This window comes from Nonomuraea sp. NPDC049400 (assembly GCF_044466425.1).
Lineage (GTDB): Bacteria > Actinomycetota > Actinomycetes > Streptosporangiales > Streptosporangiaceae > Nonomuraea.
Genome location: NZ_JBITMP010000087.1, coordinates 4,953 through 29,365, shown reverse-complemented (window position 1 = coordinate 29,365; position 24,413 = coordinate 4,953). Strand labels below are relative to the sequence as shown.

The 24,413-nt window shown below is 66.4% G+C and carries 30 protein-coding genes, 1 tRNA gene and 1 pseudogene; 8 read left to right on the top strand and 24 right to left on the bottom strand.

What is annotated here, in order from left to right; translation table 11 throughout:
• The 5 genes and pseudogenes from ACIBVN_RS57335 to ACIBVN_RS57315 all read left to right on the top strand — a co-directional run.
• Positions 1–968: hypothetical protein (locus ACIBVN_RS57335; RefSeq protein WP_397150796.1), on the top strand; the 968-nt coding region annotated here is incomplete at its 5' end.
• A gap of 293 nt (positions 969–1,261) precedes the next feature.
• Positions 1,262–1,489, top strand: a complete 228-nt coding sequence (locus ACIBVN_RS57330) for a hypothetical protein (protein WP_397150794.1) — start codon at positions 1,262–1,264, stop codon at positions 1,487–1,489.
• Between the two features lie 69 nt (positions 1,490–1,558).
• A pseudogene (locus ACIBVN_RS57325) lies at positions 1,559–1,843 on the top strand (HU family DNA-binding protein); the annotation flags it as partial.
• A gap of 145 nt (positions 1,844–1,988) precedes the next feature.
• Positions 1,989–2,291 carry a hypothetical protein gene (locus ACIBVN_RS57320; RefSeq protein WP_397150792.1) on the top strand — a complete coding sequence of 101 codons (303 nt, stop codon included), beginning with the start codon at positions 1,989–1,991 and terminating at the stop codon, positions 2,289–2,291.
• 138 nt (positions 2,292–2,429) lie between these two features.
• Positions 2,430–2,618 (top strand): hypothetical protein, encoded by a 189-nt coding sequence (locus ACIBVN_RS57315; RefSeq protein WP_397150790.1) that lies wholly within the window; start codon positions 2,430–2,432, stop codon positions 2,616–2,618.
• On the opposite strand, the gene ACIBVN_RS57310 is transcribed toward ACIBVN_RS57315, so the two are convergent.
• Entirely contained in the window at positions 2,615–2,836 is a 222-nt protein-coding gene (locus ACIBVN_RS57310; protein WP_397150788.1) for a hypothetical protein, read from the bottom strand. The two genes, ACIBVN_RS57315 and ACIBVN_RS57310, sit on opposite strands and share 4 nt — an antisense overlap.
• A gap of 118 nt (positions 2,837–2,954) precedes the next feature.
• On the opposite strand from ACIBVN_RS57310, the gene ACIBVN_RS57305 reads away from it, so the two are divergent.
• Positions 2,955–3,572 (top strand): hypothetical protein, encoded by a 618-nt coding sequence (locus tag ACIBVN_RS57305; protein WP_397150786.1) that lies wholly within the window; start codon positions 2,955–2,957, stop codon positions 3,570–3,572.
• Entirely contained in the window at positions 3,550–4,614 is a 1,065-nt protein-coding gene (locus tag ACIBVN_RS57300; RefSeq protein WP_397150784.1) for a helix-turn-helix domain-containing protein, read from the top strand. The genes ACIBVN_RS57305 and ACIBVN_RS57300 overlap by 23 nt, the downstream gene beginning before the upstream one ends.
• 310 nt (positions 4,615–4,924) lie before the next feature.
• On the opposite strand, the gene ACIBVN_RS57295 is transcribed toward ACIBVN_RS57300, so the two are convergent.
• From ACIBVN_RS57295 to ACIBVN_RS57270, 6 genes are all read right to left on the bottom strand, one after another.
• A tRNA-Trp gene (locus tag ACIBVN_RS57295) sits at positions 4,925–5,002 on the bottom strand.
• 11 nt (positions 5,003–5,013) lie between these two features.
• Positions 5,014–5,394 carry a hypothetical protein gene (locus tag ACIBVN_RS57290; protein ID WP_397150782.1) on the bottom strand — a complete coding sequence of 127 codons (381 nt, stop codon included), beginning with the start codon at positions 5,392–5,394 and terminating at the stop codon, positions 5,014–5,016.
• A gap of 9 nt (positions 5,395–5,403) precedes the next feature.
• On the bottom strand, positions 5,404–5,946 hold the full coding sequence (locus ACIBVN_RS57285; protein ID WP_397150780.1) for a hypothetical protein: 543 nt from the start codon (positions 5,944–5,946) through the stop codon (positions 5,404–5,406).
• Positions 5,947–6,027: 81 nt separating this feature from the next.
• On the bottom strand, positions 6,028–6,153 hold the full coding sequence (locus ACIBVN_RS57280; protein WP_397150778.1) for a hypothetical protein: 126 nt from the start codon (positions 6,151–6,153) through the stop codon (positions 6,028–6,030).
• Positions 6,150–6,938, bottom strand: a complete 789-nt coding sequence (locus ACIBVN_RS57275; protein ID WP_397150776.1) for an N-acetylmuramoyl-L-alanine amidase — start codon at positions 6,936–6,938, stop codon at positions 6,150–6,152. The genes ACIBVN_RS57280 and ACIBVN_RS57275 overlap by 4 nt, the downstream gene beginning before the upstream one ends.
• Positions 6,939–7,569: 631 nt before the next feature.
• Entirely contained in the window at positions 7,570–7,890 is a 321-nt protein-coding gene (locus tag ACIBVN_RS57270) for a hypothetical protein (protein WP_397150774.1), read from the bottom strand.
• Positions 7,891–8,059: 169 nt separating this feature from the next.
• Between ACIBVN_RS57270 and ACIBVN_RS57265 the strand changes: the two genes are divergently transcribed.
• A complete protein-coding gene (locus tag ACIBVN_RS57265) occupies positions 8,060–8,386 on the top strand; it encodes a phage holin family protein (RefSeq protein ID WP_397150772.1) in 327 nt (108 codons plus the stop codon).
• A 14-nt stretch (positions 8,387–8,400) separates the two neighbouring features.
• Here the strand turns inward: ACIBVN_RS57265 and ACIBVN_RS57260 are convergent, their stop codons facing one another.
• The 17 genes from ACIBVN_RS57260 to ACIBVN_RS57180 all read right to left on the bottom strand — a co-directional run.
• Positions 8,401–8,925 carry a hypothetical protein gene (locus ACIBVN_RS57260; protein ID WP_397150770.1) on the bottom strand — a complete coding sequence of 175 codons (525 nt, stop codon included), beginning with the start codon at positions 8,923–8,925 and terminating at the stop codon, positions 8,401–8,403.
• On the bottom strand, positions 8,925–9,374 hold the full coding sequence (locus ACIBVN_RS57255; RefSeq protein WP_397150768.1) for a hypothetical protein: 450 nt from the start codon (positions 9,372–9,374) through the stop codon (positions 8,925–8,927). Before ACIBVN_RS57255 ends, ACIBVN_RS57260 begins: the two co-directional genes overlap by 1 nt.
• A 1-nt stretch (position 9,375) precedes the next feature.
• A complete protein-coding gene (locus ACIBVN_RS57250; protein WP_397150766.1) occupies positions 9,376–11,775 on the bottom strand; it encodes a hypothetical protein in 2,400 nt (799 codons plus the stop codon).
• Positions 11,772–14,729, bottom strand: a complete 2,958-nt coding sequence (locus ACIBVN_RS57245; RefSeq protein WP_397150764.1) for a hypothetical protein — start codon at positions 14,727–14,729, stop codon at positions 11,772–11,774. Before ACIBVN_RS57245 ends, ACIBVN_RS57250 begins: the two co-directional genes overlap by 4 nt.
• A gap of 155 nt (positions 14,730–14,884) precedes the next feature.
• Positions 14,885–15,199 carry a hypothetical protein gene (locus tag ACIBVN_RS57240; protein WP_397150762.1) on the bottom strand — a complete coding sequence of 105 codons (315 nt, stop codon included), beginning with the start codon at positions 15,197–15,199 and terminating at the stop codon, positions 14,885–14,887.
• Between the two features lie 6 nt (positions 15,200–15,205).
• Complete coding sequence (locus ACIBVN_RS57235) at positions 15,206–15,778, bottom strand: hypothetical protein (protein ID WP_397150760.1); 573 nt, start codon at positions 15,776–15,778, stop codon at positions 15,206–15,208.
• A gap of 3 nt (positions 15,779–15,781) precedes the next feature.
• Positions 15,782–16,813: a phage tail tube protein gene (locus tag ACIBVN_RS57230; protein WP_397150758.1), complete on the bottom strand. Its 1,032-nt coding sequence runs from the start codon at positions 16,811–16,813 to the stop codon at positions 15,782–15,784.
• A 2-nt stretch (positions 16,814–16,815) separates the two neighbouring features.
• The gene (locus tag ACIBVN_RS57225) at positions 16,816–17,031 is read right to left on the bottom strand and encodes a hypothetical protein (RefSeq protein ID WP_397150756.1); all 216 of its coding nucleotides are present in this window, start codon (positions 17,029–17,031) and stop codon (positions 16,816–16,818) included.
• A gap of 13 nt (positions 17,032–17,044) precedes the next feature.
• Entirely contained in the window at positions 17,045–17,512 is a 468-nt protein-coding gene (locus ACIBVN_RS57220; protein WP_397150754.1) for a hypothetical protein, read from the bottom strand.
• Positions 17,509–18,321 (bottom strand): head-tail connector protein, encoded by an 813-nt coding sequence (locus ACIBVN_RS57215; RefSeq protein WP_397150752.1) that lies wholly within the window; start codon positions 18,319–18,321, stop codon positions 17,509–17,511. Before ACIBVN_RS57215 ends, ACIBVN_RS57220 begins: the two co-directional genes overlap by 4 nt.
• Positions 18,318–19,703, bottom strand: coding sequence for a hypothetical protein (locus ACIBVN_RS57210; protein ID WP_397150750.1), 1,386 nt, complete (start codon positions 19,701–19,703; stop codon positions 18,318–18,320). The genes ACIBVN_RS57215 and ACIBVN_RS57210 overlap by 4 nt, the downstream gene beginning before the upstream one ends.
• Before the next feature lie 3 nt (positions 19,704–19,706).
• The gene (locus tag ACIBVN_RS57205) at positions 19,707–20,351 is read right to left on the bottom strand and encodes a hypothetical protein (RefSeq protein ID WP_397150748.1); all 645 of its coding nucleotides are present in this window, start codon (positions 20,349–20,351) and stop codon (positions 19,707–19,709) included.
• Positions 20,352–20,410: 59 nt separating this feature from the next.
• Positions 20,411–20,698 carry a hypothetical protein gene (locus tag ACIBVN_RS57200; protein ID WP_397150747.1) on the bottom strand — a complete coding sequence of 96 codons (288 nt, stop codon included), beginning with the start codon at positions 20,696–20,698 and terminating at the stop codon, positions 20,411–20,413.
• A gap of 21 nt (positions 20,699–20,719) precedes the next feature.
• Positions 20,720–21,130: a hypothetical protein gene (locus tag ACIBVN_RS57195; RefSeq protein ID WP_397150746.1), complete on the bottom strand. Its 411-nt coding sequence runs from the start codon at positions 21,128–21,130 to the stop codon at positions 20,720–20,722.
• A 93-nt stretch (positions 21,131–21,223) separates the two neighbouring features.
• Complete coding sequence (locus tag ACIBVN_RS57190) at positions 21,224–22,504, bottom strand: phage major capsid protein (RefSeq protein WP_397150745.1); 1,281 nt, start codon at positions 22,502–22,504, stop codon at positions 21,224–21,226.
• A gap of 18 nt (positions 22,505–22,522) precedes the next feature.
• Positions 22,523–23,629: an HK97 family phage prohead protease gene (locus ACIBVN_RS57185; protein WP_397150744.1), complete on the bottom strand. Its 1,107-nt coding sequence runs from the start codon at positions 23,627–23,629 to the stop codon at positions 22,523–22,525.
• Between the two features lies 1 nt (position 23,630).
• On the bottom strand, positions 23,631–24,413 hold a 783-nt coding region (locus ACIBVN_RS57180), incomplete at its 5' end, for a phage portal protein (protein ID WP_397150743.1).

Below are 24,413 nucleotides of genomic sequence, written 5' to 3'. Positions count from 1 at the left end.
CCTCTCTGATCGCCACTGCGCTGCTCGACCCGCAGGCAGGGAGCTCACAGCCGGACTGGGCCGGCAAAACCCACCTGTACGGCGAGGGACACGAGGAGACGTTCGACAACCTGCAGATGCTCGACTTCATCATGGTCCGCCGCGCTGACTTCGTGGCGCACAGGCCATGGGTGGACGAGCAGGGCCGCGAGCGGCGCGGTAAGCCATTCCTCCTGCCGGGCGACCCGGACATGGACGGCATGACCATGATCCTGGTGTGCGTCGAGGAGCTAAAACTGTTCCTCGACGGACCGTTCGGCAAGCCCGGCTTCGAACTGCTCGGCACCGGGGTCCGCACCTGGCGCAAGGCCGGCGGCGGCCTCCTGGTGGTCAACCAGAACCTAGGCCTGGACAACTTTGGCAACAGCCAGTCGTTCCGGTCCAACCTGCTGTCCGGCGGCAGCCTCACAGCCCTACGGACCGGCTCGAGCGCCGACCACAACATGGTCGGCCTACCCGCGGACCCGAGCAAACTGCCGGAGCGGTTCCGCAACAAGGACAAAACTCACGGGCTCGGCTACCTGACCGGGATTGACTGCCGCCCGGCAGCGACGGCCCGGATGATGCCGGTGCGTGACGCGTTCGGAATCGCGTCCGAGCCTGCAGCGGGATCGCTCGGCGAGCGGACGCTGGCCTGGATCGAGGAATACCACCACCATCGGGCCCACGGTCGCGACCCCCGCGAGGTGCCGTCCCCGCAGAGCAAGTCCCACCAGTCGCGGCCGACGTCAGGCGATATCCAGGCCGCGGTCGAGGATGCGCTCCAGTCAGGCCCGATGGAGGTCGGCGCCGTCTGCGTCGCTGTCCGCCGCCGCATTGGCGATGACGTGCCCCTGGCGGAGATCCCAGCCGCCCTGCGCCGCCTGACGTCCTCAGGAGCCGCCCGCCAGAAGGGCGATCTCTACCAGCTCGTTCCCACCGAAGCGTAGGAGGATCCATGGTTCGAAAGATGAGCGGTCCCGAACATCTCGAGGCGGCCCACACATGCCTGGACGACCTGGCCAAAGCGCGGGGCGCGGGTGATTGGCCCAAGGTCGCCGCTCTTGCCGCCGCAGCTCAAGCCCACCTATCGATGGCATCGCTCGCCTGGCAGATGTCATCTGCCCCCGGTGCCGCACTGGCAGGCCGTCAGGGGCAGCGGTGGCTCGCTTCAGCCGGCGTCGACCCGACCCGCTGAGCAGCAGCCTTCTCCATCAGAAAACCCACCAGAGAGGAGCCCAGCATGGGCGAGAAGTACTACACCCCCCTGCAGCGAGGCCGCTACACCGTCCAGGAACTCGACGAGGCGATCGCACGCGAGCAGGCATGGGCTGACAAGTGCGACGCGGAGGGGTCTTCCGCAGCCCAAATGTTCAAGGACTCGGTGGAGAACCTCAAGAAGGAGCGCGCCCTGGAGGTCGAGTACCGGCGCGCGGGAGGTAAGTCGGTCATCCCCAAGAAGAAGCGCTGAGGTTGCGGATCCCCGCCCGACGAGCGCGGGCGGGGTGTCCGGAGCAGAGCGCTCCACAGTCACAGCAAGGAGAAGCACATGAACAAGTCCCAGCTCATCGACGCCATCGCCGCCAGGACCGGCCAGAGCAAGGCCACCGTCGCCGCGATCGTCAACGCGACCACCGAGGTCGTGCAGGAGGCCGTTGCCAAGGGCGACAAGGTGACCGTGCCCGGGTTCGGCGTGTTCGAGCGCAGGTTCCGTGAGGGCGGCGAGCGTCGCAACCCGCAGGGCGGCACCGTCCACGTCGCGGCCAAGCACGTGCCGGCGTTCAAGGCGGGCGCCGGGTTCAAGCAGGCCGTCAGCGCTGCCTAACACGCCCCGCGCCCCGGCCGTTCTTCCCCGAGGCCGGGGCGTCCCAACCCAAAACCATCCACGATCAAGGAGATGCTTGATGGATCCCACACAGTTTCCGCGGATCGGCTGGCCGAACGGTATTCCCGCCTCTACCGTCAGAGCCATGGAGCCCACAGAGCGTGATCATTTCGCTACGATCACGACCCCCAGCGGGAGCGTCGTCACCATGCCGTTCCTCACAGAGCAGGAGGCGGCAGGGATAGCCGACCAGTATGGGCCACCCGCAGAACCCCTCCCGCCACGCACCGAGGCCGCCGGGAACACGCAGCCCTGCAGCCGATGCGACGGCAACGGCTACTGGTACGAGACCGTCGTGGTCGACACCCCATCCGGCGGCAAAGTCACCACGCAGAAGCGGGTCAACTGCCGGCCGTGCCGTGGCACCGGGCAGGTGCCGAAGAAGTAGTCGTACAACGCAAGAAGCCCCGGCCGCCTTCAGCGCGGCCGGGGCTTTCTCGTGGGCGTCGCTATCCAGCTTCCCTCTGAGCGGCTACCCCACATGTCCAGACTATGACTTTTTGTCCGTTTTGCGTATTGTGCCGACATGGCACAGTGGAGCGGTCCCAACGGCATCACCGTAGAGGTGATCCAGCTCAACACCAGGCCGCTCTTCAAGGTCACACAGACCATCAACGGCCGCCGCTACCTCCTCGGCTACTACGCCACGATCGCTGACCTGACGCGCCACGTCGACCTGGCGGACCTCTGCGAGGTCATCAGCTTCCCGGCCTAACCCTCACCCTTGGCGGCCCTCAGCAACGCCACATCCGCCTGATAGCGGTTGTCCACACTCGCCCACCACGGGTGGTTGTGGAGCGCCAGCGCGAGGTCCTGGGAGCGTTTGAACGCCGCCTGCCACTCCTCGCCCTCGAGGCCAGGCAGGCGTGCCTCGTTCTCCAAGAAGTCGCGTTTGAGCTGCAGCAAGTCTTCGGGCAGGTCGTAGTCGGCCATGGCGGTCTCCCCCAGGTGAGTGTGGTTCGAGGGGATCCTACGACCGAACAGGAGTGCGAGACGAAAAGGTTGGCAAAGATGATCGTGGTGTTGGATTTTGGCTGATAATATCAGCGACATGGCTACTCCCGCTGATCAGCAGTATCTGACCGACGCCGTCGGTCCGTTGTGTGCGCCCCTGCACAGATCCCTGGAGCGGGCGCGCTCCATCGCCGAAGCCCACTTTCTGGAGCACGGCATGAATGAGGCTGAGGATCAGTGCGGAATCACTCACCTGACGCGTTTTCACCTGCGCAGCCAGCTCCGTTCCGAGAGCCTCGGCGGCTGGACCCTCGTGCAGAACAGGATGAACGGACAGGTCCTCCTGCGGCAGGGCATGCTCAAGCTGCGCATGCTGCATGAGTGGCCGAAAGACGGCATCCCCGCGCCCGGCAGCAACGAGGCCCGCATCCACTACTGGCGCAACCCGGACGTGGGCCTGTACGGCGTGGAGGCGAGCCAACTCGTGGGCGTATGGGCGCTCACCGACCAGGACCAGATCGACATCCGCATCGTGCGGACGGTTGGCAAGTGGAGCGTCGGCCAGGTCGCCAAGGTGGACATCGACTTCCCGCTGTCGCGGACCTGGGACGAGTTGGCGAATCTGGAGTTCACGCCCTCCACCGGCAGCATCGACGTGGTGCTTCCGTTCGAGCGAGATGAGGATGAGGGCGATGCCGACACCGCTCGCGGGTGAACGCATTCGTGCGCTTCGGCACCTCCTCGCCCTGACGCAAGAGCAACTCGCAGAGGCGGCCGGCGTCGGCCAGTCGCGCATCTCGGAGATCGAACGAGGCAGGCTCGCCGCCACTGACGACGTCATCGACGCCATCGCTGCGGCTACCGCCACTCCGCGGCGCTTCTTCGAGGTAATCCCGCCCGATGTACCACTGGCGACGCTGCGGTTCCGTAAGTACGCGACCGCGCGCCGCACTGAAGCAAAGCAGGTCAAGGCGCTCTTCGACGAGGCGTATCGCATCACAAGCGAGCTGATGTTCAAGGCCGGGTACGGCGGCCCCGCGCTGCCCTTCGCCACGCAAGATGTGTCCAACGACGACATCGAGGACCTCGCCGCCCAAACCCGCGAAGCGCTCCAGATCGGCGGGGACGGCCCAATGATGCACGTAACCCGCGCCTGCGAGCGCGCTGGAATCGCGGTCGTACCTCTCACGTTGCCCGGCGAAGAGGACGAGGCCCAGAAGGTGGACCACTTCGGGATCAGCTACTGGCCCGCACCCCACGAGCCCGCCCTGATCGCCTACTTCACCGGCGGCCCGGGCGACCGTCTGAGGTTCACGCTCGCGCATGAACTCGGGCATCTGGTCTTGCACAGTAGACGTCGAGTCGTCGCCGACCCCGAGGGAGAGGCGCACCGGTTCGCTGGCGCCCTGCTGCTGCCACGCAAGCGCGCCATCGATCTGCTCCAGGCGCCCATCGTCCTAACCGACCTGGCACGGATGAAGGCCACTTGGGGAATCTCCATACAGGCGCTCATCATGCGCGGTTGGCACCTCGGGCTCATCGACGACGCCCGGAAGAAGTCCTTGTTCATCCAACTCGGAGCCCGCGGCTGGAAGAAGAGCGAGCCTGTAGAGGTCGGGCATGAGGAGCCGATCCTGGTGCGCAAGCTTTTGGCCAGCCACTACGGAGCCCGCGTGTCAGACATGAGGATCGCGGATGAGGTCGGCCTCCACGCGATGACCCTGAGGTCGATGGCGCCCAAGGTCTCTGCGGCCTGAGCCGTACAACGCGAAGAAGCCCGCCCGCCTCCCCGTAGGGAGACGAGCGGGCATTCGCATGTTGGAGGGTTGCCCGGGGTCGAGCCCCCCTCCGGTCCTCGCGCCCGGGCAGAGCCAGGCTACGCGGCTCGAGGGCTCGACACCTGCCAAACACGAAGGTGGGGCCGGACCGCCCGAAGGTGATCCGACCCCTCTGGTGCTGGCCTCATCCTGACCGTAGCCAGCGCGGACCGCCCCGAACGTGCTCGCAGCCTCACGGCCACTACTTACCGCACCTACTGCTAACCACTGACGGCGGTCTTCCCTTGCGCGCTCCCGGCCGGATTCGAACCGGCGTTTCAGCCCCCATGCTGGCGGGCCGCGTCCTAGGCCACTGAACGACGAGAACGCCTTGCCAGGCTAATGAACCGGACCGACACTCCGCGCCCGGGCAAAGTTGGGGTCCGGGTCCGCTGCTGGCGTCACGCTGTTGGACAGCACCATGCCCATGATGAACGTGAACGCCGCCACCAGCGCCGCCGACGTCTGCTCGCCGAGCGGCAGGCCAAAGAACACAGCGGCGGTCAGCACCGTACGCACCCCACCGGCGAGCGTGGACACGACGATAGGCCGCGTCATCGCAGCCTCGAGGATCGTGAACACGCCGGACACGCCAACGACGATCCAGCCCGCCACCGTCTCGGTGACGCCCAGGTCGGGCAGCGTCACCAGGACCGCCAGCACGGCCTGCAGAGCGCCCAGCCATACGACCGGCTCACGGCCAAAGATCGTGAACTTCATGCCAGCCTCCTACGGCTTGACGGTGTATCCGTTGTCGAAGTCGAACGCGAACGACTCCGCCGCGGCGCCCTGGACGATCCATGCGGTGTCGCCGCCGTTGCCCCAGATGTGGCCGTGGTAGCCGCAACCCGAGTCCATGTAGACGGCGTGCACAGTGCCGCTCGCCGACACAGAAGCGGTGCCGCGGCCCGAGTAGACGCGCACCGTGTGGCCGGCGGCCAGCATGACGCTGCCGTCCGCTCCCGTAGTGAGGCCGGGCAGGCTGGTCACCTTGTAGGTGTTGCAGCCGCGGTCGTTGTCGGCCAGGTGGGACTTGCCCCACTGGTCAGTGACGACGAGGTCCTTGACATTGACTGCGGTGGCGCCGTCGTTCTTGACGTCGACGAACTCCTGGTTGCGATTCCAGACGGTGTCCGCGCCGTAGGCGTTGTAGCCGACCTGCGTGATGGACAGGCCATCCACGTCAGCCGACGCAGACGACGCCGACAGGCCCGTCACGCCCAGGGCGGCGACGAAGGCGGTCAGCAGGATTGCGCTCTTGGATGGGCGCATGAGGATGCTCCTCGATGAGGTGAATACGAAAGAAGCGCCTCCGCATCGGGCGGGGCGCTCCAGGTGAGCCTCACGGGCTCGTCAGTTGGTTTCGTCGACCAGGTCGGCGATCCGGCCGTCGACAGGCTCTTCCACAGGCTCGGGATAGCGGGGAAGAGGCGTCTGGTACAGCAGCGACCACCAGCGGGCCAGCAGGCCGTCACTCACTGGACGCGCAGCAAGGGAGGCCACGTCAGCTTCCCGACGATTCCGTCGTCGTCGAGCTTCATACGCCGCTGGAAAGCCTTCACGTCCTCGCTGAGGGCCGCGTCGAACTTGGTGGACTCCAGCCACGACCGCAGGCCGGCGGCGCCCCCGTAGACCTTCTCGTTGAGGCCACCGCGGGCGAACAGCGCGGCTCGCAAGGTCTTCACGTCGTAGGAGTCGTCGCCCACGCCGAGCACAGGCAGGTCCTTCACGATGTTCTCCGTCCAAGAGGTGAGGTCGGCTGGCGCTGCGCCGGTAGGCGGCTGGGCAAACGTGCCGTTCTTCACCAGCCGGTACAGGGCGTCCCCAGGGCAGTCGGTGCTGTAGAAGTCGCGGTGGCCCTTCACCAGCGGGCCGACGCCCTTGTCCATCAGCCACGCACGCAGCTCGCGGACGGCGTTGATCTGAGCCTCGGTGGGCGCTTCGCCCGGCCCTGACATGAGCGTGACCGAGTAGTAGGTGGCATTCCCAGTCGGCTGGGCAGCCTGGATCCGGTCGAGGCCGCGGCCCTCAAACACGTAGCCATGCGGGCATGCCCCGAACGAGTAGCCGATATCGGCCCAACCTCGCGACGAACCCATGTGGAACTTCCGAGTACGCCGCCAGTAGTCCACGCATGCCCCGTGCTCCTTGCCGGCTAGGCCCTGCTTGGAGCCGTCGTAGTGGATGACCATGCCGCGGGTGGGGTGGGCGTAGGAGGCGCCGGAGGCTCCCCAGCCGAACGCGGAACGCTTGACGAGTTGCATGGTCACCCTTCCGGTTTGCATGAGTAGGTGGTGGATCCGGGCTCGGTAGGTGTGCACCGGTAGGTGATGACGCCGACCGTGAATGTCCAGCTGCTCGGGGGCGGACCTTGAGGACCGCGCTCGCCCTGAGGGCCGGGAACAGTCGAGTCCGCGCCGTCTTTGCCGTCGACTCCGTCCTTGCCGGGCTCGCCGCGAGGTCCTGGAGGGCCGGTAACGGTCTCCCCGGGCTCGCCTTTCGGTCCGGGGCTTCCCTGCGGCCCTGGCGGGCCCTGGGCGCCGTCCTTGCCCGGCTTGCCAGTGGCGCCGTCCTTCCCGTCCCGCCCAGGGCGGCCAGACGGTCCAGGAGGGCCCGGCGGTCCAGACGCGCCAACCTCTCCGCGCTCACCCCGCGGGCCAGCGGATGGCGTGACGAGCGGAACCCCGCCGAGACCTTTCACCTGGTCGGAGAGCACCTGCTGGTTCTCTTCGGACTCCCGGAGTTGGCTACGCACATCGCCAATCGCGGCCATCCCGACCGCCATCAGCGCCGCGAACGCGACCGCTGCCGTCAGCGGCAGCCACCATGCCCGATGCCGTGACGGCTTGTCCGTCGCGTCGTCTTCGTCCAGCCCGTCGTTCTCGTGGCGGCCCATCATGACCCCTTGCTGGTCAACCACAGTTGGATCAGGAGGATGACCAGCGGCGACACGAACGCCGTGAACACGGCCGTCACGATCAGCTTCCGGTCGGCGGCGCGCTGCGTCTTCTCGGCGTCCCGCTCGGCTTCGATGCTGGCGATTTTCCGTTCGTGGTCGTCGAACTGGCGTTGGACGGCCTGCTGGTATGCCTGGAACAGCTCGTTCGGGACGACGCGGTCTAGTCGCGCGTTGAGGGAGGCGAACCCCGACTCCAGGCTGCGGCGAAGCGCCTCCATGGAGCGGTGGAGCTCCCACGGGGTTGGCTCATCGGCCACGTGTCTCCTCGTCAGGGTTGGTTAGGGGTGCCGTCCCGTCCGCACCCTCAGCAACGGGACGGCACGTCAAGAGGGGCATGGTGGCCGGATGTGGACAGGTGATCTAGGTAAACCGGGCGCATGCTTGGAACGTCCCAAGTCGTCGCACCCTCGTCTCAGGAGCCGCGCTATGGGTTACCCGCCCCAGCCGCAAGACCCGTACGGCCAGCAGTACGGACAGTCGGGACCGCAGTACCCGCAGCCGTACCAGCCGCAGCCCTACAGCCAGCCGTACATGCCGGCGCCGAGTGGACCCCAGTACGGGCCGGTCCAGTACACGACGGTGAAGCAGTGGGGGTTCAACCCGATCGCGGCCATCATCCACGGCTGCCTGTGGGTGTTCGTGCACTGGTGGATGGCGCTCATCACGCTCGGGCTGTGGCTGATCGTCGCCATTCCCGTGTCGATCATCGGGTGGCGGGTCAAGCGGGTCGTACCGGTACAGCACTACCGGTAGCCACTGCAGCTCTGCTAGGAGCTGACCCACTCCAACTCGAAGCGCGTGCTGGAAGGAACGACGTCCCACGAACTGCCAGTTGCCTGCATCCCTTGGACTTCCAGGTAGTCCGACACGGCCAGGAACACTGTCCCCAAACTGGTGGATGACGCAAAGCTTCCGTCCGCATCACCAAAGCCAGTGCCTTGAAACATGGCAAGGCTGGCGTTCTTGACGACCATCGTCTGCCTTATCTTCGCGGTGAAGCCGGAGTTCCATAGCAGCGCCGCGACCACACGGTAGTAGCCGGCGGTCTGGGCGGTGTACCTGGAGTTGTTGGTTGCGTTGTCGTGCCCGGCGTCGCGATCAACCGTCTCGGAGTTCCAGGTGATGGTGGTCCAGGCGCTGTTTGGAATCGTCTGGTTTCCTGTCTTCCCCAGGATGGCCAGCGGTTTTCCCGACAGCAGGAAGTTCAAGCCATTGCGAAGGTCGGTGTTGAGCTTTGCCGCGGTCAGCAGTTCCCCGACGGTCCAGGTTCTGGGGGTTGGGACGGTGGCCATCAGCTATCGAGTCCCTGCATGCCCTGGCACGCCTCGCACGGACGGCCGGTGCCTAGCCGTGGAAGGCACACGGCGCACGGCCAGTACTGAAGCATCGATGGCAACGACTCGATGTTGATCGTTAACCGGTCGAGGTGGTCCGGCCAGACCAGGGCGGCGGTGAGTCCCAAGCCGCCGCCAGCGCACTCGGTGCACCACATCCAGGTGGCGTCCTTGGGCAGGTTGAACGCGGCGCCGCATCCCCACGGGCAGTCCGCGATCCACCGGCCGTCATCGATGCGGGCGTGCGCCGCTTTGTCGGGGTTGTCGCCGGTCGGCCGCGGTACCGGCTGCTGGTGGGAGGCGGCACGGCGGGAGTCGGCGAACTGCCAGTACGCTTCCCAGCTCGTCAACGGCTGCGGCGCCGGAATCATGTCCTGCATGTAGCGCAGGCGCGCCCGTACGACCACGTCACCACCCCAGGTAGTTGTTGTCGAGCGTCCCGTACGTCGGGTCGTCGAGGATGAACACGGGCGTGTCCCGCACCGGAGAGGTATCGAGCACGAACGACCATGTGCCGTCGCCGATGACATCAGCCACGCCTTCGCACCACAGGTCGACCGTGGCGGCTGGCGCTTCGCTTGGCAGGCCGGTGATCTGAATGCGCTGCCCGATCTCGGATGCGAGCAATTGGTCCCAGACTGTGCCGACACTGTGGGCATCGACGGAGATCTGCCCCGCGCGGGGCTGTGGGTGCCCGTAGGTCGTCACGGTGTAAGCAGCCCGGTCGAGCGCCTCGGTGTCGCTATACAGCAGCGTGTCGATCGAGGCGGCGTAGGTGCCTTCGTTCTCGTCGATGCTGGACTGGTCGACAACTCGGGTGACGCTCTTACCGGATCGGCTCACCGACACGTCATTGATCAGGAGCTGGTCGTCCATCGTGAACTGCAGGTCCGCGCCGAGCTGGTGGGCTGCCAAGGAGATGGACACCGACGCAGGAAGCTGACGGCGGTTTCGTCCGTGGATGGTCACCACGTCGTCGCCTGACACAAAGAAGATCCCTGCTTCGCTGAACGCGACCTGCTTGAACGCTGCCAGAGGCGTTTGCTCCGCGGACGGGTTACTGTCCATCAGGGACGAACCCGTGTCGAACGCCGTGTTCGTGACGCCCGCCCAGGTGGCGATTCTTGCCGCGCGGGCGCCTGACAACTCCCCGGCGAAGCCGCCCCCGGCATTGCTGAGCGCCTGCGCATCGGAGAGCGTGAGCACAGAATTCCAACACGCCACATGGCTGACGAGCCCCATCAGCATCTCAGGAGGGTCGAGCGCCGTGCCGGGAAGGCCGCCAATGCGGATCCGGGACAAACTCGGCCAGGTTGAGCCAGAAAGGGCCGGGTTGGTGTTGATGACCAGGACGCCGTCCGCGTAGACACGGAGTTGCATGGTGCCGCCAGAGAACTGGGCTGTGGCCACCAGAAGGTGGGTCTGCAGATTGTCCAGGTTCACCGACGTTGTGGACCCGGACACCGCACCCGCCGCGGTACGCGCCCCGAGAGACAGCGAGTTCGTGAACGGACTGTAATTGACACGCAAGTGGACGTTGTCCGTGCCGTTGTCCACGAAGATGAGCCGGTTCTGGCCAGTCTGGGTTGTGGCGCCAAAGTTCACCCAGAGGGCGACAGAAACTCCAGCCACGCCACCGAGCGGTGTAGTGAGCGATGTGAGCAGGAACCGGCCGTTATAGATGTCGGTCGGGGTGAACTGCACGCCTGTGGTGCCATCGGGGCCGCCATTTGCCCCGAACTCGGCACCGCCGCCCAGGTTCCACGATTGAACCGTCATGTCGGGCTGGGGCGTCGCAGCGATATTGCCTGCCTGCTCCGACCCTGCAGGTTCGCCCAGCGGGTAGTAACAGCGAGGGTTCGTGGATAGCGTCTGTTCGACGATGGCCCGCCGAATCTTGTTGCGGCTGAGCAGCTTCTGCCGGTCCGTGGCGGTGATCTGGGCGGTGCCGAGCACGCCGTTGGTCCAGGCGTGCGGCCACCGGTCCACGAACCCCGTGAATCTGCGGTACTCGACGCCGGGCGCCACGTACGTGCTCGGCGAGGCGGCCTGCTCGTACTGCCACGCGCCGGTGTAGACGGGCGCATTGGAGGCGGTGGTGGTGGCGTTGGCGATGGCCAGCCGCGCCCAGACCGCGGAGGCAGGCGCTGCGGCGGACACGCTGACCGTCTGGAACGACGTGGTCAGCGCCACCGAAGTGCCCGCCGACACCGACAGGAACGCGCCAGCGGCGTCGTACCAGCGGATGCGCGCCGTGATGGAGATGGCAGTCGCGCCGCGCCGGGCCTGCGTCTGCAGGCTGTACGTGGCACCCGCGACGACGGGCACGGCCTGATCGGTCGCGGTCGTGACGCTGTTGGAGCCGAGCCACATGTGTTGCCCGGTGGAGCCGAGCACGCCGCCGTCCCACCGGATGCTCGCCGTCTGCCCGGCCGGGAACACGGTCGTGTCGCGGGTGACCGTGCCCGCGCCTGTAGCGAACGCGCCTGCCGTGGCCGCGGTCGCCTGATCGACCGTGACCTGGTTGACGCTGTTCGGCCAGCGCGCCCTGATCCGGATCGGCCGGTTCAGCGTCACGTTCGGGTAGTACGGCGAACTCGTCCGGCCCGCGGTGAACCGGCCATCCGCGTTGTTCAGCGTGAGCGACAGCGTGCCCGGCTGCACCTCGTCGAGCTCGTGCGAGCGCCGCCGCGAGATGCGGACACCTTCCTGCCACTCCACGTAGTCCGTGACATCCCGCCACAGCTTGAACCCCGACGCGTCCTTAGCGAACGCAATCTCGCACCAGACCTGCGGCATCACCGTCACGCGCCCACCGCCCCCAGGTTGAAGCCACGGCCGCGGGCCTCATTTAGAGCCGCGATAACCAGGCGGGAGATCTCGTCACGGCCGACCAGCGGCTGACCAGCGAAGTTGAACACAAACGTTGGCGAGGAGGCTCGCGGCGTGATCGGCATAGACGCACCGCCGCCCACCGCCGAGACGCCGACCTGGGCGGTAGCGGCCACAGTCGCCATCCCCGCCAGCCCCTGAACGGCAGACTCGACCAGCCCGGACGCCCTGTCGATGCCGAGCGCCATGCCGGCCGGGATCTGCCTGCCGATCGCGGCGAAGACCCGGCTTGGGCTGTGGATACCGAGAGCGTCCTTGACCCAGTCGGGCATGATCGCGCTGAAGAAGTTGTAGATCGAACTCTTCAACCACTCGAACATGCCGACCATGCCGTTCCAAAAACCGATGATGAGGTCGTGGCCGGCTCCGCCAAGCAAGCCGCCCATGTTCCCAAGGGCGCCCACGATCTGACCGGGCAGGCCAGACACCCAGCTGGCCAGCTCCTGGAACTTCCTGATGGCCCAGTCCTTGGCCTCGCCGACCCACTTGCTGAACATCCCGGGCAACTTGCCAACCCACTCGTCAATCTTTGTGATCAGGTCAGGGATGATCGAATGGCCGACCAACCTGTCATACAGGTCAGAGAACTGCTTGATGACTCCGCCGACCGTCTTCGTGACAACTTCCAAGAACCGGATCAGCGGCGGGATCAACTGGACCGCGATCACGGCCGCCAGCTCAATGAACAGCGGAATGTACGGCGCCAGTTGAGTGAGCAGATCCGCAATGATCGGGATCATCGGGTACATCACCTGGTTGAGGTGGATCATGCCCTCGATCAAGCCCGGCAGGAGCGGCAGGATCTTGTCCAGGCTGTCGAAGAACCGCGGCAACAGCGACACCGCCAGCGACGTCAGCGACGGCAGCAGGTTCACCATCGCGGGCAGCCATTCCAGCAGGGCGCTGACGAGCGCCGGCAGATGTGGCGCGATCTTCTGGAGCGCGTCCAGCAACGCGAGCCCCAAAATCTGCGCCATCTGCGACAGTGGCGGCAGGATCTCGATGACGCGCGCGACCAGGACACCGAGCACGCTCACGAACGTCTGCCCAATGATCCCAACGATCTGGCCGATGATCGGGATCAGCGGTGTCAGAGCGGGTACCAGTCCGCTGACGAGTTGCGTAATCAGGGCGGCGATCTGCGGCAGGAGCGGAGCCAGGGCAGGCACCAGCGCGTTGAGGATCGCCGCCGCGAACTCGAAGAACAGCGGGACGATCGGCGCCAGATTGAGCAGCGCCTGACCAATATTGGCTACCAGTAGCTGCAAGGACGGAAGGATCGCCTGAATCCCTGACGCGAGGCTGGTCACGAACAGCGCCGCCAGTTGGCCGACAAGCGGCAGGAGAGGCGCCAACGCGGCGAAGATGCCGCCGAGCGCCGCCCCGAGCGGAGCCAGGGTCGGAGCGAGTTGTAGCAAGCCGCTCGCGAAGGAAAGGAAGAACTTTTGTACCCCGGGCAGCAGGGCGGCTACGGCCTCCCCAATCGCCGCGAACAAGGGCTTCAGCGTTGCGAAGGCCGAACCGATCGCCTGCCCGAGTGGCAGCAGAGCGGGCGCCAATGCGGAGACTGCCTGTCCGATCCCCTGTATCGCGACCCGAACGCCGTTTCCGATGACCGCCAAGGCTGGCCCCAGCGCCGTGATCGCCTCCGTGAGGACCGACCCCACAACGACAGCAATCCGCGCCACCACGGGTGCGATCGCCGAAATCGCGCCGACCAATGCCTCGATCACTGGCACCAGAGCACGCCCGACACCGTCCAGCGCCTTGAAGATCGTGATCAGGGTGTCCTGACCCTTGGTCGAGTTCACCCATGCGTCGAACTTCTCGACAAGGTTGGACAGAACGCCGAGTGCGCCGGTCCCAGCCGACTCTGCCGCCTTGAGCAGCCCGGTGAGGATGTCCCACAGGTTCTTCGCGAGCGAGCCAAGCTGCTTGAGTACGGCGGTAGCCTCGTTCAGCCACTCCAGCGCCTTGCCAGACTCGGCGATCTTCGTCATCCACTCGCCGAACCGGGTCAGGACGTTTTCGAGGTTGCCGGAGAACCCTGCCAGCCAGGTCGACCCCACCACGCCGAGGTCGGTGAACCCTTGCAAGAGTGGCTGCAGGGCGCCCCAGATCCCGTCCAGCAGTTGGCGGGTGTTCCTCAGCACCTGGTCGAGCTGGTCGACGGTGCTGCTGGCGGACGCGAACTCCAGGACTTTGCGGGTCATGCCGCCGAACGCGGCGGCCACCTCGCCGAGGCTAAACTTCAGGCCCGAGATCCCGGCGATGAACGGCTGCATCTGGCCCGAGAGTTGCTCGGTGAAAGCGTCCTGAGCGGCGGCCTTGAAGGCGCGGAACTGCGGGATGACTTGCTCGAACTCGGTGATGAACGCTCGTCCGCCGTCCGAGAGCTTGCCTAGCGCCGCCGCCAGCGCTTCCGCGTTGCCGCTCATCGCGGCGCCCATCGCCTCGCTCAGGCCGCCCGTAGCGAGCTTCCACGTGGTGAACGCCGCCGCGCCGGTCAGCGCAACGCCGGGCAGCCCAGCGAGCAGCCCCGACAGTGGTGCGATCGACGCCGCCAATGCGACGGTGTAGCCGGCGGCTGACGCTGCCGCCGCACCCACGGTGGCGAGCGCCCCGGCAGCAGCAGCTGCTTTGCCGGCGAGCGCGCCAGCCGAACCGAAGAGCTTGGCCATTTGCCCGCCAACGCGGGCGAGGCTGCCGTCCGCGTCGTTTGCCGCCCCGTCCAGGTTGCGCAGGTTGGCCGACAGGCCGCCCGTGGACGATCCTGCCCCTTCGATGCGCCGGCCGAGCCGTTCGGCGTTGTCGCCGACCTTGTCGAACACGCGGGAGGCGTGGTCTCTCGCGAAGATGTCGAACGCCATGGAGGCCACGGAGCACCTCCCGGCGTGGGGTCAGACTTTCGCCTGCTTATTCAGTTGGTCGATCTCGGCGCAGAGCAGTTCGAACTCCACCTCTGTCAGCAGAGGCGTCTCCCAAGGGCGGATGCCGAAGTGGTAGGCCAGGCTGGCGAGATACTTCAGACGTTTGCCGGCGAGGTCTTCGCCTCGCCGTCGAGGGAAGGGGCCGGCTCTTCCTCTACTTCCACGGAGATGGACGCCATGTCGATCGGGTAAGCGCCGGACTCGATGTCGGCGAACGAGACGTCCTTGCCCATGCGTGTGAGCGCCAGCCACGCCAGCGCCCCAATGGCCACAAAGTCGCCGTCCTGGATCGCTTCGGCGAGCTGCTTGCTCCGCCACCCGGTCGCTTTCTGTAGGGCAATGCCCTCATGCAACAACAGATGGTTCAGGTCGAACTCGACGCTGTCATCGCCGATGTGGATGGTCGCCATTCCCCGTTACCCTTCGATCTTGTCAGCGATGTCGTCCATCGCTTTGAGGATGCTGGTCTGCACCTCTTTGAGGTGCTTGCGGATGGTGGTTTCGAACCAGGGCTTGCCGTACTGCTTGACCCACGGGTTCTTGCCGAAGGTGGGATGCCGCCAGCCCGTTTTGGAGTCCAGGTGCCGGGGCAGGGTCCGCTGGTCCTCGGGCAGGCGCTTCTCGTCAACGAAGATGCGCACCCGGGGGGCGCGGGAGCCGATGGCGACTTTCAGCTGCACGGCACCCGCGATGGTCTGTCGTAGCCCGGCGCCTCGCTGGGCTCGAGCCCGGCGCTTCTCCTCGTCCTTGGCCCGTGACCGGCCGAAGTGGTGTTCCTCGCGGGCCGCGTGGCCGCCGGACTTTTTCACCCCAACCACGGGGATCGTCCGGATGGCTGTCCTGGTCGCCGCCAGTGCGGGCTTCGCGCCGGTCCGGATGCCTTTCCGGAGTTCTTTCTGCAGTTGCTTGCCGCGCGGGCCTGCGTCTTTGAACCGGATAGCGAGACGCCGTAGCTGCTCGGCGCCGGTGATTTTCAGATCAGTGGCCATTGCCTAGAGAGACGTGTCCGAACTCACGATCTTGATCTGTAGTGGCGCATTCGTTTCGTCGTCGTACGCCTCGAAACTCGTGCTCATCTGCACCACATCCGGACCCTCAACGGACGGCGCCGCTTCCTTCAGCTTGACGGCCGGCATGATGAAGCTGAGCGTGTTGTTGTTGCCACCGCCGGACGGGATCGCCGACCCGGTCAATGTGAGCTCAACCGCGGTCGTCGTGTTGTTCTTGATCAGGTCGTACAGCTCGGCCTTGTTGAACTCGGCTGTCAGCGACCCCGTGATGGTCGGGTAGTCGTTCTCCAGCTGCTCCCGCTTCACGCCGGCGTTACCGATGCCGTACCGCTCCGTCGCCAGCGGGTTTTCGCCCTTGATGCTGATCTCGGTGATGACGGTGGTAACGGCTGTGCCGCCGGAGATGCTCATCTCTCCAGAGGCAGTCGAGGCGGTCCCACCGAGCTTCAGCACGGCCTGCTGGAAGTTGTACACCTCCGCCCCGGTCGGGAATGAGGCCGTCGCCAGCGCTGTTGCGGTGGACTCATCCCAGCCATCCACTTCGAACGAGAACGTGGCGATCTCCGAGTCGGAGAGCTTAAATTCCCAGCTGGTGATTTTGCAGCCGCTGTAGGTGTGGGCACGCACGGTGCCGCTGGGTTCGGGGCGACCGACCTGGATCGTCAACCCCTTGCCGACCAGCCCGCCGGGCGTGTGGATCTGCTTGTACGCCGACGTCGCAGCGATCTGTACTGGGGTGCCCGTCGAGCCGAGCGCGTGCGCGATCAGCAGGCCGGCGCCCTTGGTGGGCCACTCGAAGTCGAACGAACCTTCCACCGTCTTGCGCGACTGGACGAGCCGGTTGACGCGCTTGAACTTGCGACCAACGCGCAGCCCTGTGGGCTCAACGAAGCTCGGGGTCCATGCCAGCGACTCGCTGTTGAATTCCACGAATTTGGTGACCGTCACAGCGGTCCCCACGGTGGATTCCGCGGCGAACCCTAGCTGTGCGTCAAGACCGGTTCCCGTGGCCACGACTACTCACCCGCCTTCTTGCTCTTGGGCTCGTCCAGGAGCTCCCACGTGCTCTTCGGCCACGCTCGCGCCTCGTCGCCGGCCCCGAGGATGTAGGCGTCGTCGGTCACCTTGGTCACGTCGCCGTCGACCTGGGCAACGTCGCCTGCGGCCACGACAGGCCCGTCCACCCGGCCGAGGTGGCGAGCCTCGCCGGACACGTTCTTGAATCTGGCCACCGGCCACCTCTCCCTAGATGCGGGTCCGTACTGCGATCTGGAACGGGATCCGGCACTCGATGCCGGACTGTCGTTGTGCCTGAATGAGCGCCCCGGACGCGAACGCCACGATGGTGGGCGGCGGCTGCCCCAGCGACGGGTCCGCTCTCAGCGTGTTCTCCACTGCCGCTAGCAGGCTGTAGGCGAGGTCGCGGACCGGTTTGACCTTCGTGGAGCCCTTCCACGCGGCGACGGCGCATTGCACGGTGAACGTCTCGTCCTTGGCTTTCTGCCCGATGCTGGCCCAGTCCTGGCTGAAGGTGACTGCTTCTCCGCCGTCGTTCTCGGGGTCGCCGTCGTAGCCGACGAACACCGCCTTGTGCAGCGGGTCGTTCGTCACGATCGGCCCGTCGATCACTTTCACGCCATCCAGCGCCGGGGCGGCGTCGAACAGCGCCACCAGGGCGTCGATGACTGTCGGTGCGCGTGACGTGGTGGTCATCGGCCGATCTCCGGCGGCGGGTCGCCGAGAAGCTCCTGAGCCCTGCGTGGAATCGAGAAGCCGAACCGCGGGTCATACACTTCGTCGGCGCCGCCCACTCGGACGCCGCCCATGCTGCCCCGCTGGGTCTCCCACATGTGCTGCAAGATGATGAGCGCCGCCAGCCTCACATGTGCCGGGATCTGGGTTTGCCCGGCCACGTACGTGACCCGGAACGGGCCGCGCATCCAACCGCCGTCCTTGCGCTGGACAATGCCAGTCGGCTGATCCAGGTCCAGGTCCCCCACCGCCTGGTCGGTGCCGCTGGTCTCGATCGCTACCACCGACGTCAACGACAGCGCCGGCGAATGAAGCAGAACCATGCCCCGCCCGCCCCGGTGTTTCTCCGTGTACGTGGTGCGAGCCAAGGCGCCGACGTGCTTCTCGCATGCCTCGGTGATGGCGCGAACGAAGCCGGCGATTTCCTCGTCATAGTCTCGGTCGTCGGCGTCGATGTTGAGCTGCTTCTTCGCCTCACCCAGAGACAGGATGCCCGCCTCGCCCCACATGGGGGCGACCTCGAACGGTTCCTCGTCGTTGGAGGTTGGCGTGACGGTGGCCCAGCGGGCGATGTGACGGCCTGTCGCGGTGGTGGTGTAGTCGTAGTGGTAGATGCCCGTACTGTCGTTGATGGGCGTGAAGGGCCCCGCGGTGGTGGCGTCCGGCAGTTGGATGGTCAACTGAATGGACGCCGGGTTTACCAAGGTCTGCGTGCTGTCGCGTACTGAGGTGGACAGGCGCACGACCGCGCCTACGCCGTACGTGCTCACTCGTCACCCCCTTGCAGGACCGCGGACGATGACGTTGAGGACAGGGTGGCAACGAGGCCTGAACCGGTGGCCAGGTGAGCTCGACGACCGTCTGACGAGGACAGGGAGCCCACCAGGTCGGTCTCTTCTGGCGGCACGACCTGAACAGGCAGGGCGAGCGCGTAGGCGCGGCTGGTGACGGGTGTTGTCTTGCGTGCCGCCGCCACGCCCGTGACGGCCAGCACCCCGCGGCCTGTCACTACAGAGATCCGGCTCGTCTGCGCCCGGCCAGTCGCTCCGACCGACGCGAGGCTGGTAACCTGCGCCGCGTGGGAGGAAGACGCCCAACCGCTGGCCGCCGTCGTCGCCATACCTGATGCGGGCAGCACCTTGCACACTACTGCGGACCCAGTAACCGCGGCCGAGCAGACCGCGGTCGCCGGCCGTGTGATGACCTGTGACTGGTAAGCCCAGGCAACGGCGTGGGAAGCTCCAGCGACTGGGGCCTTCTTGGCTGCGGCTGCTCGGCTGGCCGCGGCGACGGCAGCAACACCACCAGCCGGCGTCACCTTGCGTGCGACGCCAGCCGCGGCAGTCGCGGCGGCTCCCACGCTGGCCACTGGTGCGGCCTTGCGGGCGGTCGCAGTGGCGCCTGCGGACACACTCGCGACCGCGGTCACCGCCACGACCTTGCGGGTCGTGACCTGGCTCGCCACCACCGCGGCAGACCGTCCGGTCACCGCGACGCCGCCGCCACCATCCGGCCCGGCAAGCGCGAGCGTGATCGCGCTGTACTTTCGGGCGGCCACCCAGGTCGCGGTCCGAGTGCCGGTCGCGCTGGCAGTGGCGATGCCCTCGACCGCGGCCATCATCGCCGAGAACGGCGAAGCGTCCGTCTCACCCTTCTTCGTCATCGACGCGGGCGGGGCGTACACCTCGCCCGTCCAGGACGGCCCGTTGGGGGTGAGCCAGCAGCAGCTGAGCAGCCGGTCAGCACCAGTCGTGGTCACCGATGGAGCCACATGCAGGTCGGTGGTGTTGTTGGGGTCGAACTGCGTCGCGCTCACGTCCGCTGTGACAGTGCTCGAGATACGCCAGACCACCCCATGGATGTCGCAGTCGGTGTGGGCCGGGATCGTGACGGACTTGCTTCCACCGCTGGTCACCGGGCAGATAAACACCTTCTGGTGGCCGACATTATCGCCCAAGCTCACAGACGTGATCAGCGTGCACGTGCCCGCCGACGATGTCGCATTCGGCATCGACGCGAAGGTGTAGAAATCGCTGCCGTACCAGATGATCAGCGTGTCGCCCGCCGCAGTAGCAGCCGACGTATTGAGAACCTGCGTGGTGAAAACGCCGTCCGGAGTCTCAAGGACTTCGACGACGACCGGAACAGCCACGGCCTAGATGCCGGTGTTGTCCAGGACCAGGGCGCCCACGTCGACCGTGATGTTCCCCGGAGCGCCGAACGTCTCAGGAACGACCTTCTGGAAGAACAGTTCACCCTGGCCGGTAATGTTCACCGACGCACCACCCTGGGTCAGCGACACCTCGAACGTGTCCGTGGCGCTCGACACCACGTAATAGATGGTGCCTTCCGTGAGGCCAGCCGGGAGCGACTCGGCGAACACGTTGAACACCATCACCCGGTCGTTGTCAGCCAGCCCATGCGCGGCTGACTGGATCGCGTCAGCCGTCACGCCGGCACTGTCGACAGTGCCGAACCCCTTGGTGCTGCCGTTGAGCGGCGTGTACCCGCGGTAGTTGTTGGTGTTGCCCGTGCCGCTGGCGTTCCAGAACGTCAGAAAGCCGAACGTTCCCGCCGGCACGGGAATCGACAGGGCGCCCGTGTTGGCCTTCTGCCCCGACGATGCCGCACCCCATGTGACCGCCTGCCGGGCGTAGCTGCCGCCGGACGCCTCGCCCGCATTGGCGTTCGTTCCCGTACCAGGGTCGGTGAGCGTGTGCACGCCGATGTGCGTGATCTGGGTGGCGGACTCGTCGAGCGCGTCCAGCATCACGTTTTTCGAGGTGTCGTTGAACGGCACGGCCTACCTCCAGGCACACTGAAAGGCCGCCCACCTGGGGCGGCCCTCCCTTTGATCGATCACTTGTCTGTCGCTCGAGTGCGGGCCTTGTTCGCGGCGGGAACACGCCGTTTCGGCTGCGCAGGCGGCTGTTCCTCCTCCTGCTCGGACTCCGCCGCGACCTCAGGCTCAGGCTCGTCAAGCAGCCCGTAGTGCTGCGCCTGCTCCCGGGGTATCGGCATGCCGGGGGTGCACCACAGCCAGCGGCCGTCCGGGTTCCCTTCCTCCACCAGCCGATCGTCCTCCGTCAGATACAGGCGCTTGTCAACGGTGACAACTCCAGAGCCAACGTCGGTGTGCGGCTTCACAAAGTTGAGAGCCATCTGCGCCTACCGGTAGAAGACGACGACGCGGAACTTGCCAGCCGTCAGCGCCGCGGCGGCAACAGTGACTGCGAGGTTGCGTCGCGCCGTGGTCTTGATGGACGAAGCGACTGTGAACGCAGGGGTAATCGCTTTGCGTCCGGTCGACGACCAGGGGGCGCCGGACACCGCAGCGGCGGTCTGCAGGTCGCCCGCGCCCTCGGAGTTGACAGCGACAGTCGCGGCGCCACCGGAGGTGACGGCGGTGTCCACCTCGATGTAGCCGCCGGTGATGACGCTTCCGGCGGGGATCTCGTTGCCGTTGGAGTCGCCCGCTGCGGAGCGCAGCGTGATGGTGGACACAGCGCCGCCATCCACGGCGAAGTCGTACTCGCCCCGCGCCTCCTTGAGACCGCGGGTGCCTTCGATGATGGGCATTACTCTCCTTGAAGTTCTCACCCGCGCGAGGAGAGGCCGTCTGCCCCTCCTCGCATGGTCTGGATCAGAAGCCAGTCACACTTACGGACCGGTCTAGATGCCCGTGACCTCGGCAAACGCCTTCGGGCGATAGTGGATCAAGGCGCACCTGAGGTCAGCCCTGATCGCCTGCTTGCCTTCCACGAAGTAGGTGGAGTGACTGTTGCTGACCTGGACATCGATGCCGCGCCGCATCGCCAACTCCGAGAAGTTGGCGTAGTCGCCGAGCAGGATCTTCGTGGACGGGGCGGCGGTGGTCTCCACCACAGGGACGCCCCAGATGGTGACCGGGCCGGGCATGGACGGGTGGCCCCAGATGTACTGACCGTCCGCCGTGCGCAGGAGCCGGACGGGCTCCCAGTTGGCGGGCGTCACGAACACGACGCTGGGCTCTGCGAAACCGTCGTCGCGGATCTTCCGCATCGCCTTGTAGATGGCGTCCGGAGTCGGGTCCGCGCCCTTGGCCTGCGACTGGATCCCCACCACGTTGGAGGTACCGAGCAGGTTGGGCGACGTGCCGTTGCCCTGCAGGATCTGCAGGTCGAGTCGCTGCCTCAGCATGAACGGGAGCCGGTTGTCGACGTAGGCGCGGGCGCGCGGCTCGTCCTCGAACTGTTCGTCCGACACCGGCAGATAGACGGCGATCTTCCGGACGGCGGATGACCGTTCCGTCAGCGCCAGCGACGCCTGCGGGAATGTACCCGCCTCCGCCGTCTCGACCGCGGCGTTGGTGAACGTCGTCTCTTCCATGTAGACGACGCTGGCCTGCGTGGTGGTGGTCGTCGGCAGGAACTCCACCACGTGAGGTGCCGGCCTCGTGGGGAACATCTCCACCCTGCCAGTGCGGGTCGTCTCCGGCGCCCAGCCAGCGGAGGTGAGGAAGTCGGCCTTAAGCAGCGCGCCGAACTCGATGTCGAGCTGCGCCTGCGGACCCTGACCCATGCCGGGCCGGTACCCCTTGGCCGCGTCTGAGGCCATGAACATCTCACCGAACGAGCGAGGCTTGCCGCTCTTGGTGCGGGTCGGCTCTTCGTCCCCGACGTCCTGGTGGCCGGACTCGGTCTGCTCGGCGGCCTTCGCCGCCGCCGCAGCACGGGCCACGACCAGCAGTTCGTCTACCTTGCCCTTGCACTCGTCGATCTCGGCGTTGAGCTGGCCGATGTAGTCCACCTTGGCCCGGCTGTCGCCCTGGATCGACTTCACCTTGGCCATGTCGTACTCGGGGCCAGCCTCAGCGAAGATGTCCGCGAGGCTCTTACGCTTCGCGTCGAGCTTGGCCTGCGCGTCCTTCAGCGCCGGGAACTCGACGATCCTGTCCTGTGCTTCGACCGTCATGGGGTCGCTCACCTCTCGTTAGAAACCGTTGAGGCGCGCGATACCGGCGGCGATGACAGAGGCCTTGGCCTCTTCGTCGATCTCCGGCTCTTCGTCGCCTGCGGGAACAGCGAGAAGGCGCTCCAGCCGCTTCAGGTCGTCCGCGATCCAGCCCAGGACCTCGGCGTTCACCTTGCTCAGCGACTTGCCCTTCTCTGCGCGGAGAGCGACCACTCTCGATGCGCTATCGATGAGCCCGGAGAGCACGGCCATGCCCTCGATCAGCTCCTCGGAAAACCTGGTGGGGGCGCCCGGCGCGGAACGCAGCTCGGGCACTTCCCTGTCGGCGTCCCTCAGGTGGGCCGCCAGATGCTTGTAGACGCCTTCCCGGTCCCCCTCGGGGACGGAGGCGCCGCCGCGGGCCCCGTTGAGGGCAGCGATCCCGGCCAAGCAGGCGCGGATGTTCGCGGGTCCGCCGACGCCGTGGTGGTGGGGAAACTTGTAGGAGCCCTTCGCCTCGGGGTCTCCGTCCGGGTCCACCCAGGCGAACACCGACCTGAGCTCGGACGGGCGGGCGTCGTCGGCGATCCCCGCCACGGTACGCGGACCGTCCCAGGACCTGGCCACTACGGGTGTGTCATGCGGTGCCATCGCCCGCTTGCGAGCGGGAGACGCCGCCGGCCTGGCCGACTTCGCGCTAAGCGTCCGGGTGTTCACGCCGGCACCCAGAAGGACGGGGCTGACCTCGTGTACCTTGACCTTCTTCAGCAGGCGGACGCTCTTGCCGTTCCACTCGCCCGGCTCGGCGTTGGTGATGTCAAACCCGTACGACCACTCCTGCAGGCCTGCCTCGGACAGTTCTTTGACCGTGGCGAAGGTGTCACGCCCGTGGGCGGTGTTCATGAAGAACTGGCCCTCCAGGACCGCGCCCTCGTCGGTCTGCCGGATCACTCCCTTGCCGACCGGGAGCGCTCCCTGCCACGAGGTGTGACCGTACGCACTGATGCGCACCGGGGCGCCGTCCTCGAAGGCGCCCGGCAAGGTGACGTCGTTGTCTGAGTCGATGGCGTTGAACGTGCTGAAGACGGCACGCACTTCTCCGCGGTCCGCATCCTTGATCTCGACGCGGAGGCTCTTGGTGTCCAATTCACTGCTCCTCTGCCGGATCAGGTCCGGATGGGTCATCAGATGACGAAGCGGTCGAGGGTGCGGCTGCGGGTGCGTCTCGGGTGAGCCCGGGCGGCAGAAGCTGCACGCTGACCAGGCCCGTGTGCTCGAGAAGCGCAAGGTCTTCCGCCTCTACGGCGGCTTTCACCGAGTCCGGCTTGAATCCTGCGGTGATGAAGGAGGACACCGTAGCCGACTTGATGCGGAAGATCTCGGCGGCGTCTTTGCGGTCCTCCCGCAGGAATGCGATGTCACGGTCGTCGTACCAAAGTTCGGCGTCCTCCGGGACGTCGACCAGGGACGCCAGCGACCCGGCGCAGTTCCGCCACAAAGGCCGCAAGGTTCCATCAGCGAAGCGTCTACGCGCCTGGCCATAGTTGCCCGCGTTGAGCGAACTGCCGGCCAGCCCTTCGGTAAAGCCCACGATTGATGCTGGAACGCCCGCAGCTGCCGCCAGCCTCGTCTCGCCCGCTCCCTGTGTGCGTTTGAAGTCGAGCTGCTGCAGGTCCATGGTCAGTGGGGTGACATCGGCGCCGCCGCCCAGATACAACGTCCGGTAGGCGTTGTCGACGCCTTCGTGGCCGTACTCCATGGTGGCCATGAGCTTCTGGATGGTTTCTGGCTTCACCGTCTTGTCGAAGGTGATTGCCAGGCCAGGGGTCGCGCCGTTCTCGAAGAACTTCCACTTGTGGCGGGTTGCCGCCAGGTCGGAACTGATCTCCCGCAAGACCGGGGTCAGCCACGACATGCCCCGCCAATGCGC

What these genes read in the sequence shown, in the direction of transcription:
- ACIBVN_RS57330 (WP_397150794.1), top strand. Translation starts at nt 1,262, where the DNA reads ATGGGCGAGAAGTACTACACCCCCCTGCAGCGAGGCCGCTACACCGTC.
- ACIBVN_RS57320 (WP_397150792.1), top strand. Translation starts at nt 1,989, where the DNA reads ATGGAGCCCACAGAGCGTGATCATTTCGCTACGATCACGACCCCCAGC.
- ACIBVN_RS57315 (WP_397150790.1), top strand. Translation starts at nt 2,430, where the DNA reads ATGGCACAGTGGAGCGGTCCCAACGGCATCACCGTAGAGGTGATCCAG.
- ACIBVN_RS57310 (WP_397150788.1), bottom strand. Translation starts at nt 2,836, where the DNA reads ATGGCCGACTACGACCTGCCCGAAGACTTGCTGCAGCTCAAACGCGAC.
- ACIBVN_RS57305 (WP_397150786.1), top strand. Translation starts at nt 2,955, where the DNA reads ATGGCTACTCCCGCTGATCAGCAGTATCTGACCGACGCCGTCGGTCCG.
- ACIBVN_RS57300 (WP_397150784.1), top strand. Translation starts at nt 3,550, where the DNA reads ATGCCGACACCGCTCGCGGGTGAACGCATTCGTGCGCTTCGGCACCTC.
- ACIBVN_RS57290 (WP_397150782.1), bottom strand. Translation starts at nt 5,394, where the DNA reads ATGAAGTTCACGATCTTTGGCCGTGAGCCGGTCGTATGGCTGGGCGCT.
- ACIBVN_RS57285 (WP_397150780.1), bottom strand. Translation starts at nt 5,946, where the DNA reads ATGCGCCCATCCAAGAGCGCAATCCTGCTGACCGCCTTCGTCGCCGCC.
- ACIBVN_RS57275 (WP_397150776.1), bottom strand. Translation starts at nt 6,938, where the DNA reads ATGCAACTCGTCAAGCGTTCCGCGTTCGGCTGGGGAGCCTCCGGCGCC.
- ACIBVN_RS57265 (WP_397150772.1), top strand. Translation starts at nt 8,060, where the DNA reads ATGGGTTACCCGCCCCAGCCGCAAGACCCGTACGGCCAGCAGTACGGA.
- ACIBVN_RS57260 (WP_397150770.1), bottom strand. Translation starts at nt 8,925, where the DNA reads ATGGCCACCGTCCCAACCCCCAGAACCTGGACCGTCGGGGAACTGCTG.
- ACIBVN_RS57245 (WP_397150764.1), bottom strand. Translation starts at nt 14,729, where the DNA reads ATGGCGTTCGACATCTTCGCGAGAGACCACGCCTCCCGCGTGTTCGAC.
- ACIBVN_RS57240 (WP_397150762.1), bottom strand. Translation starts at nt 15,199, where the DNA reads ATGGCGACCATCCACATCGGCGATGACAGCGTCGAGTTCGACCTGAAC.
- ACIBVN_RS57235 (WP_397150760.1), bottom strand. Translation starts at nt 15,778, where the DNA reads ATGGCCACTGATCTGAAAATCACCGGCGCCGAGCAGCTACGGCGTCTC.
- ACIBVN_RS57220 (WP_397150754.1), bottom strand. Translation starts at nt 17,512, where the DNA reads ATGACCACCACGTCACGCGCACCGACAGTCATCGACGCCCTGGTGGCG.
- ACIBVN_RS57195 (WP_397150746.1), bottom strand. Translation starts at nt 21,130, where the DNA reads ATGCCCATCATCGAAGGCACCCGCGGTCTCAAGGAGGCGCGGGGCGAG.
- ACIBVN_RS57190 (WP_397150745.1), bottom strand. Translation starts at nt 22,504, where the DNA reads ATGACGGTCGAAGCACAGGACAGGATCGTCGAGTTCCCGGCGCTGAAG.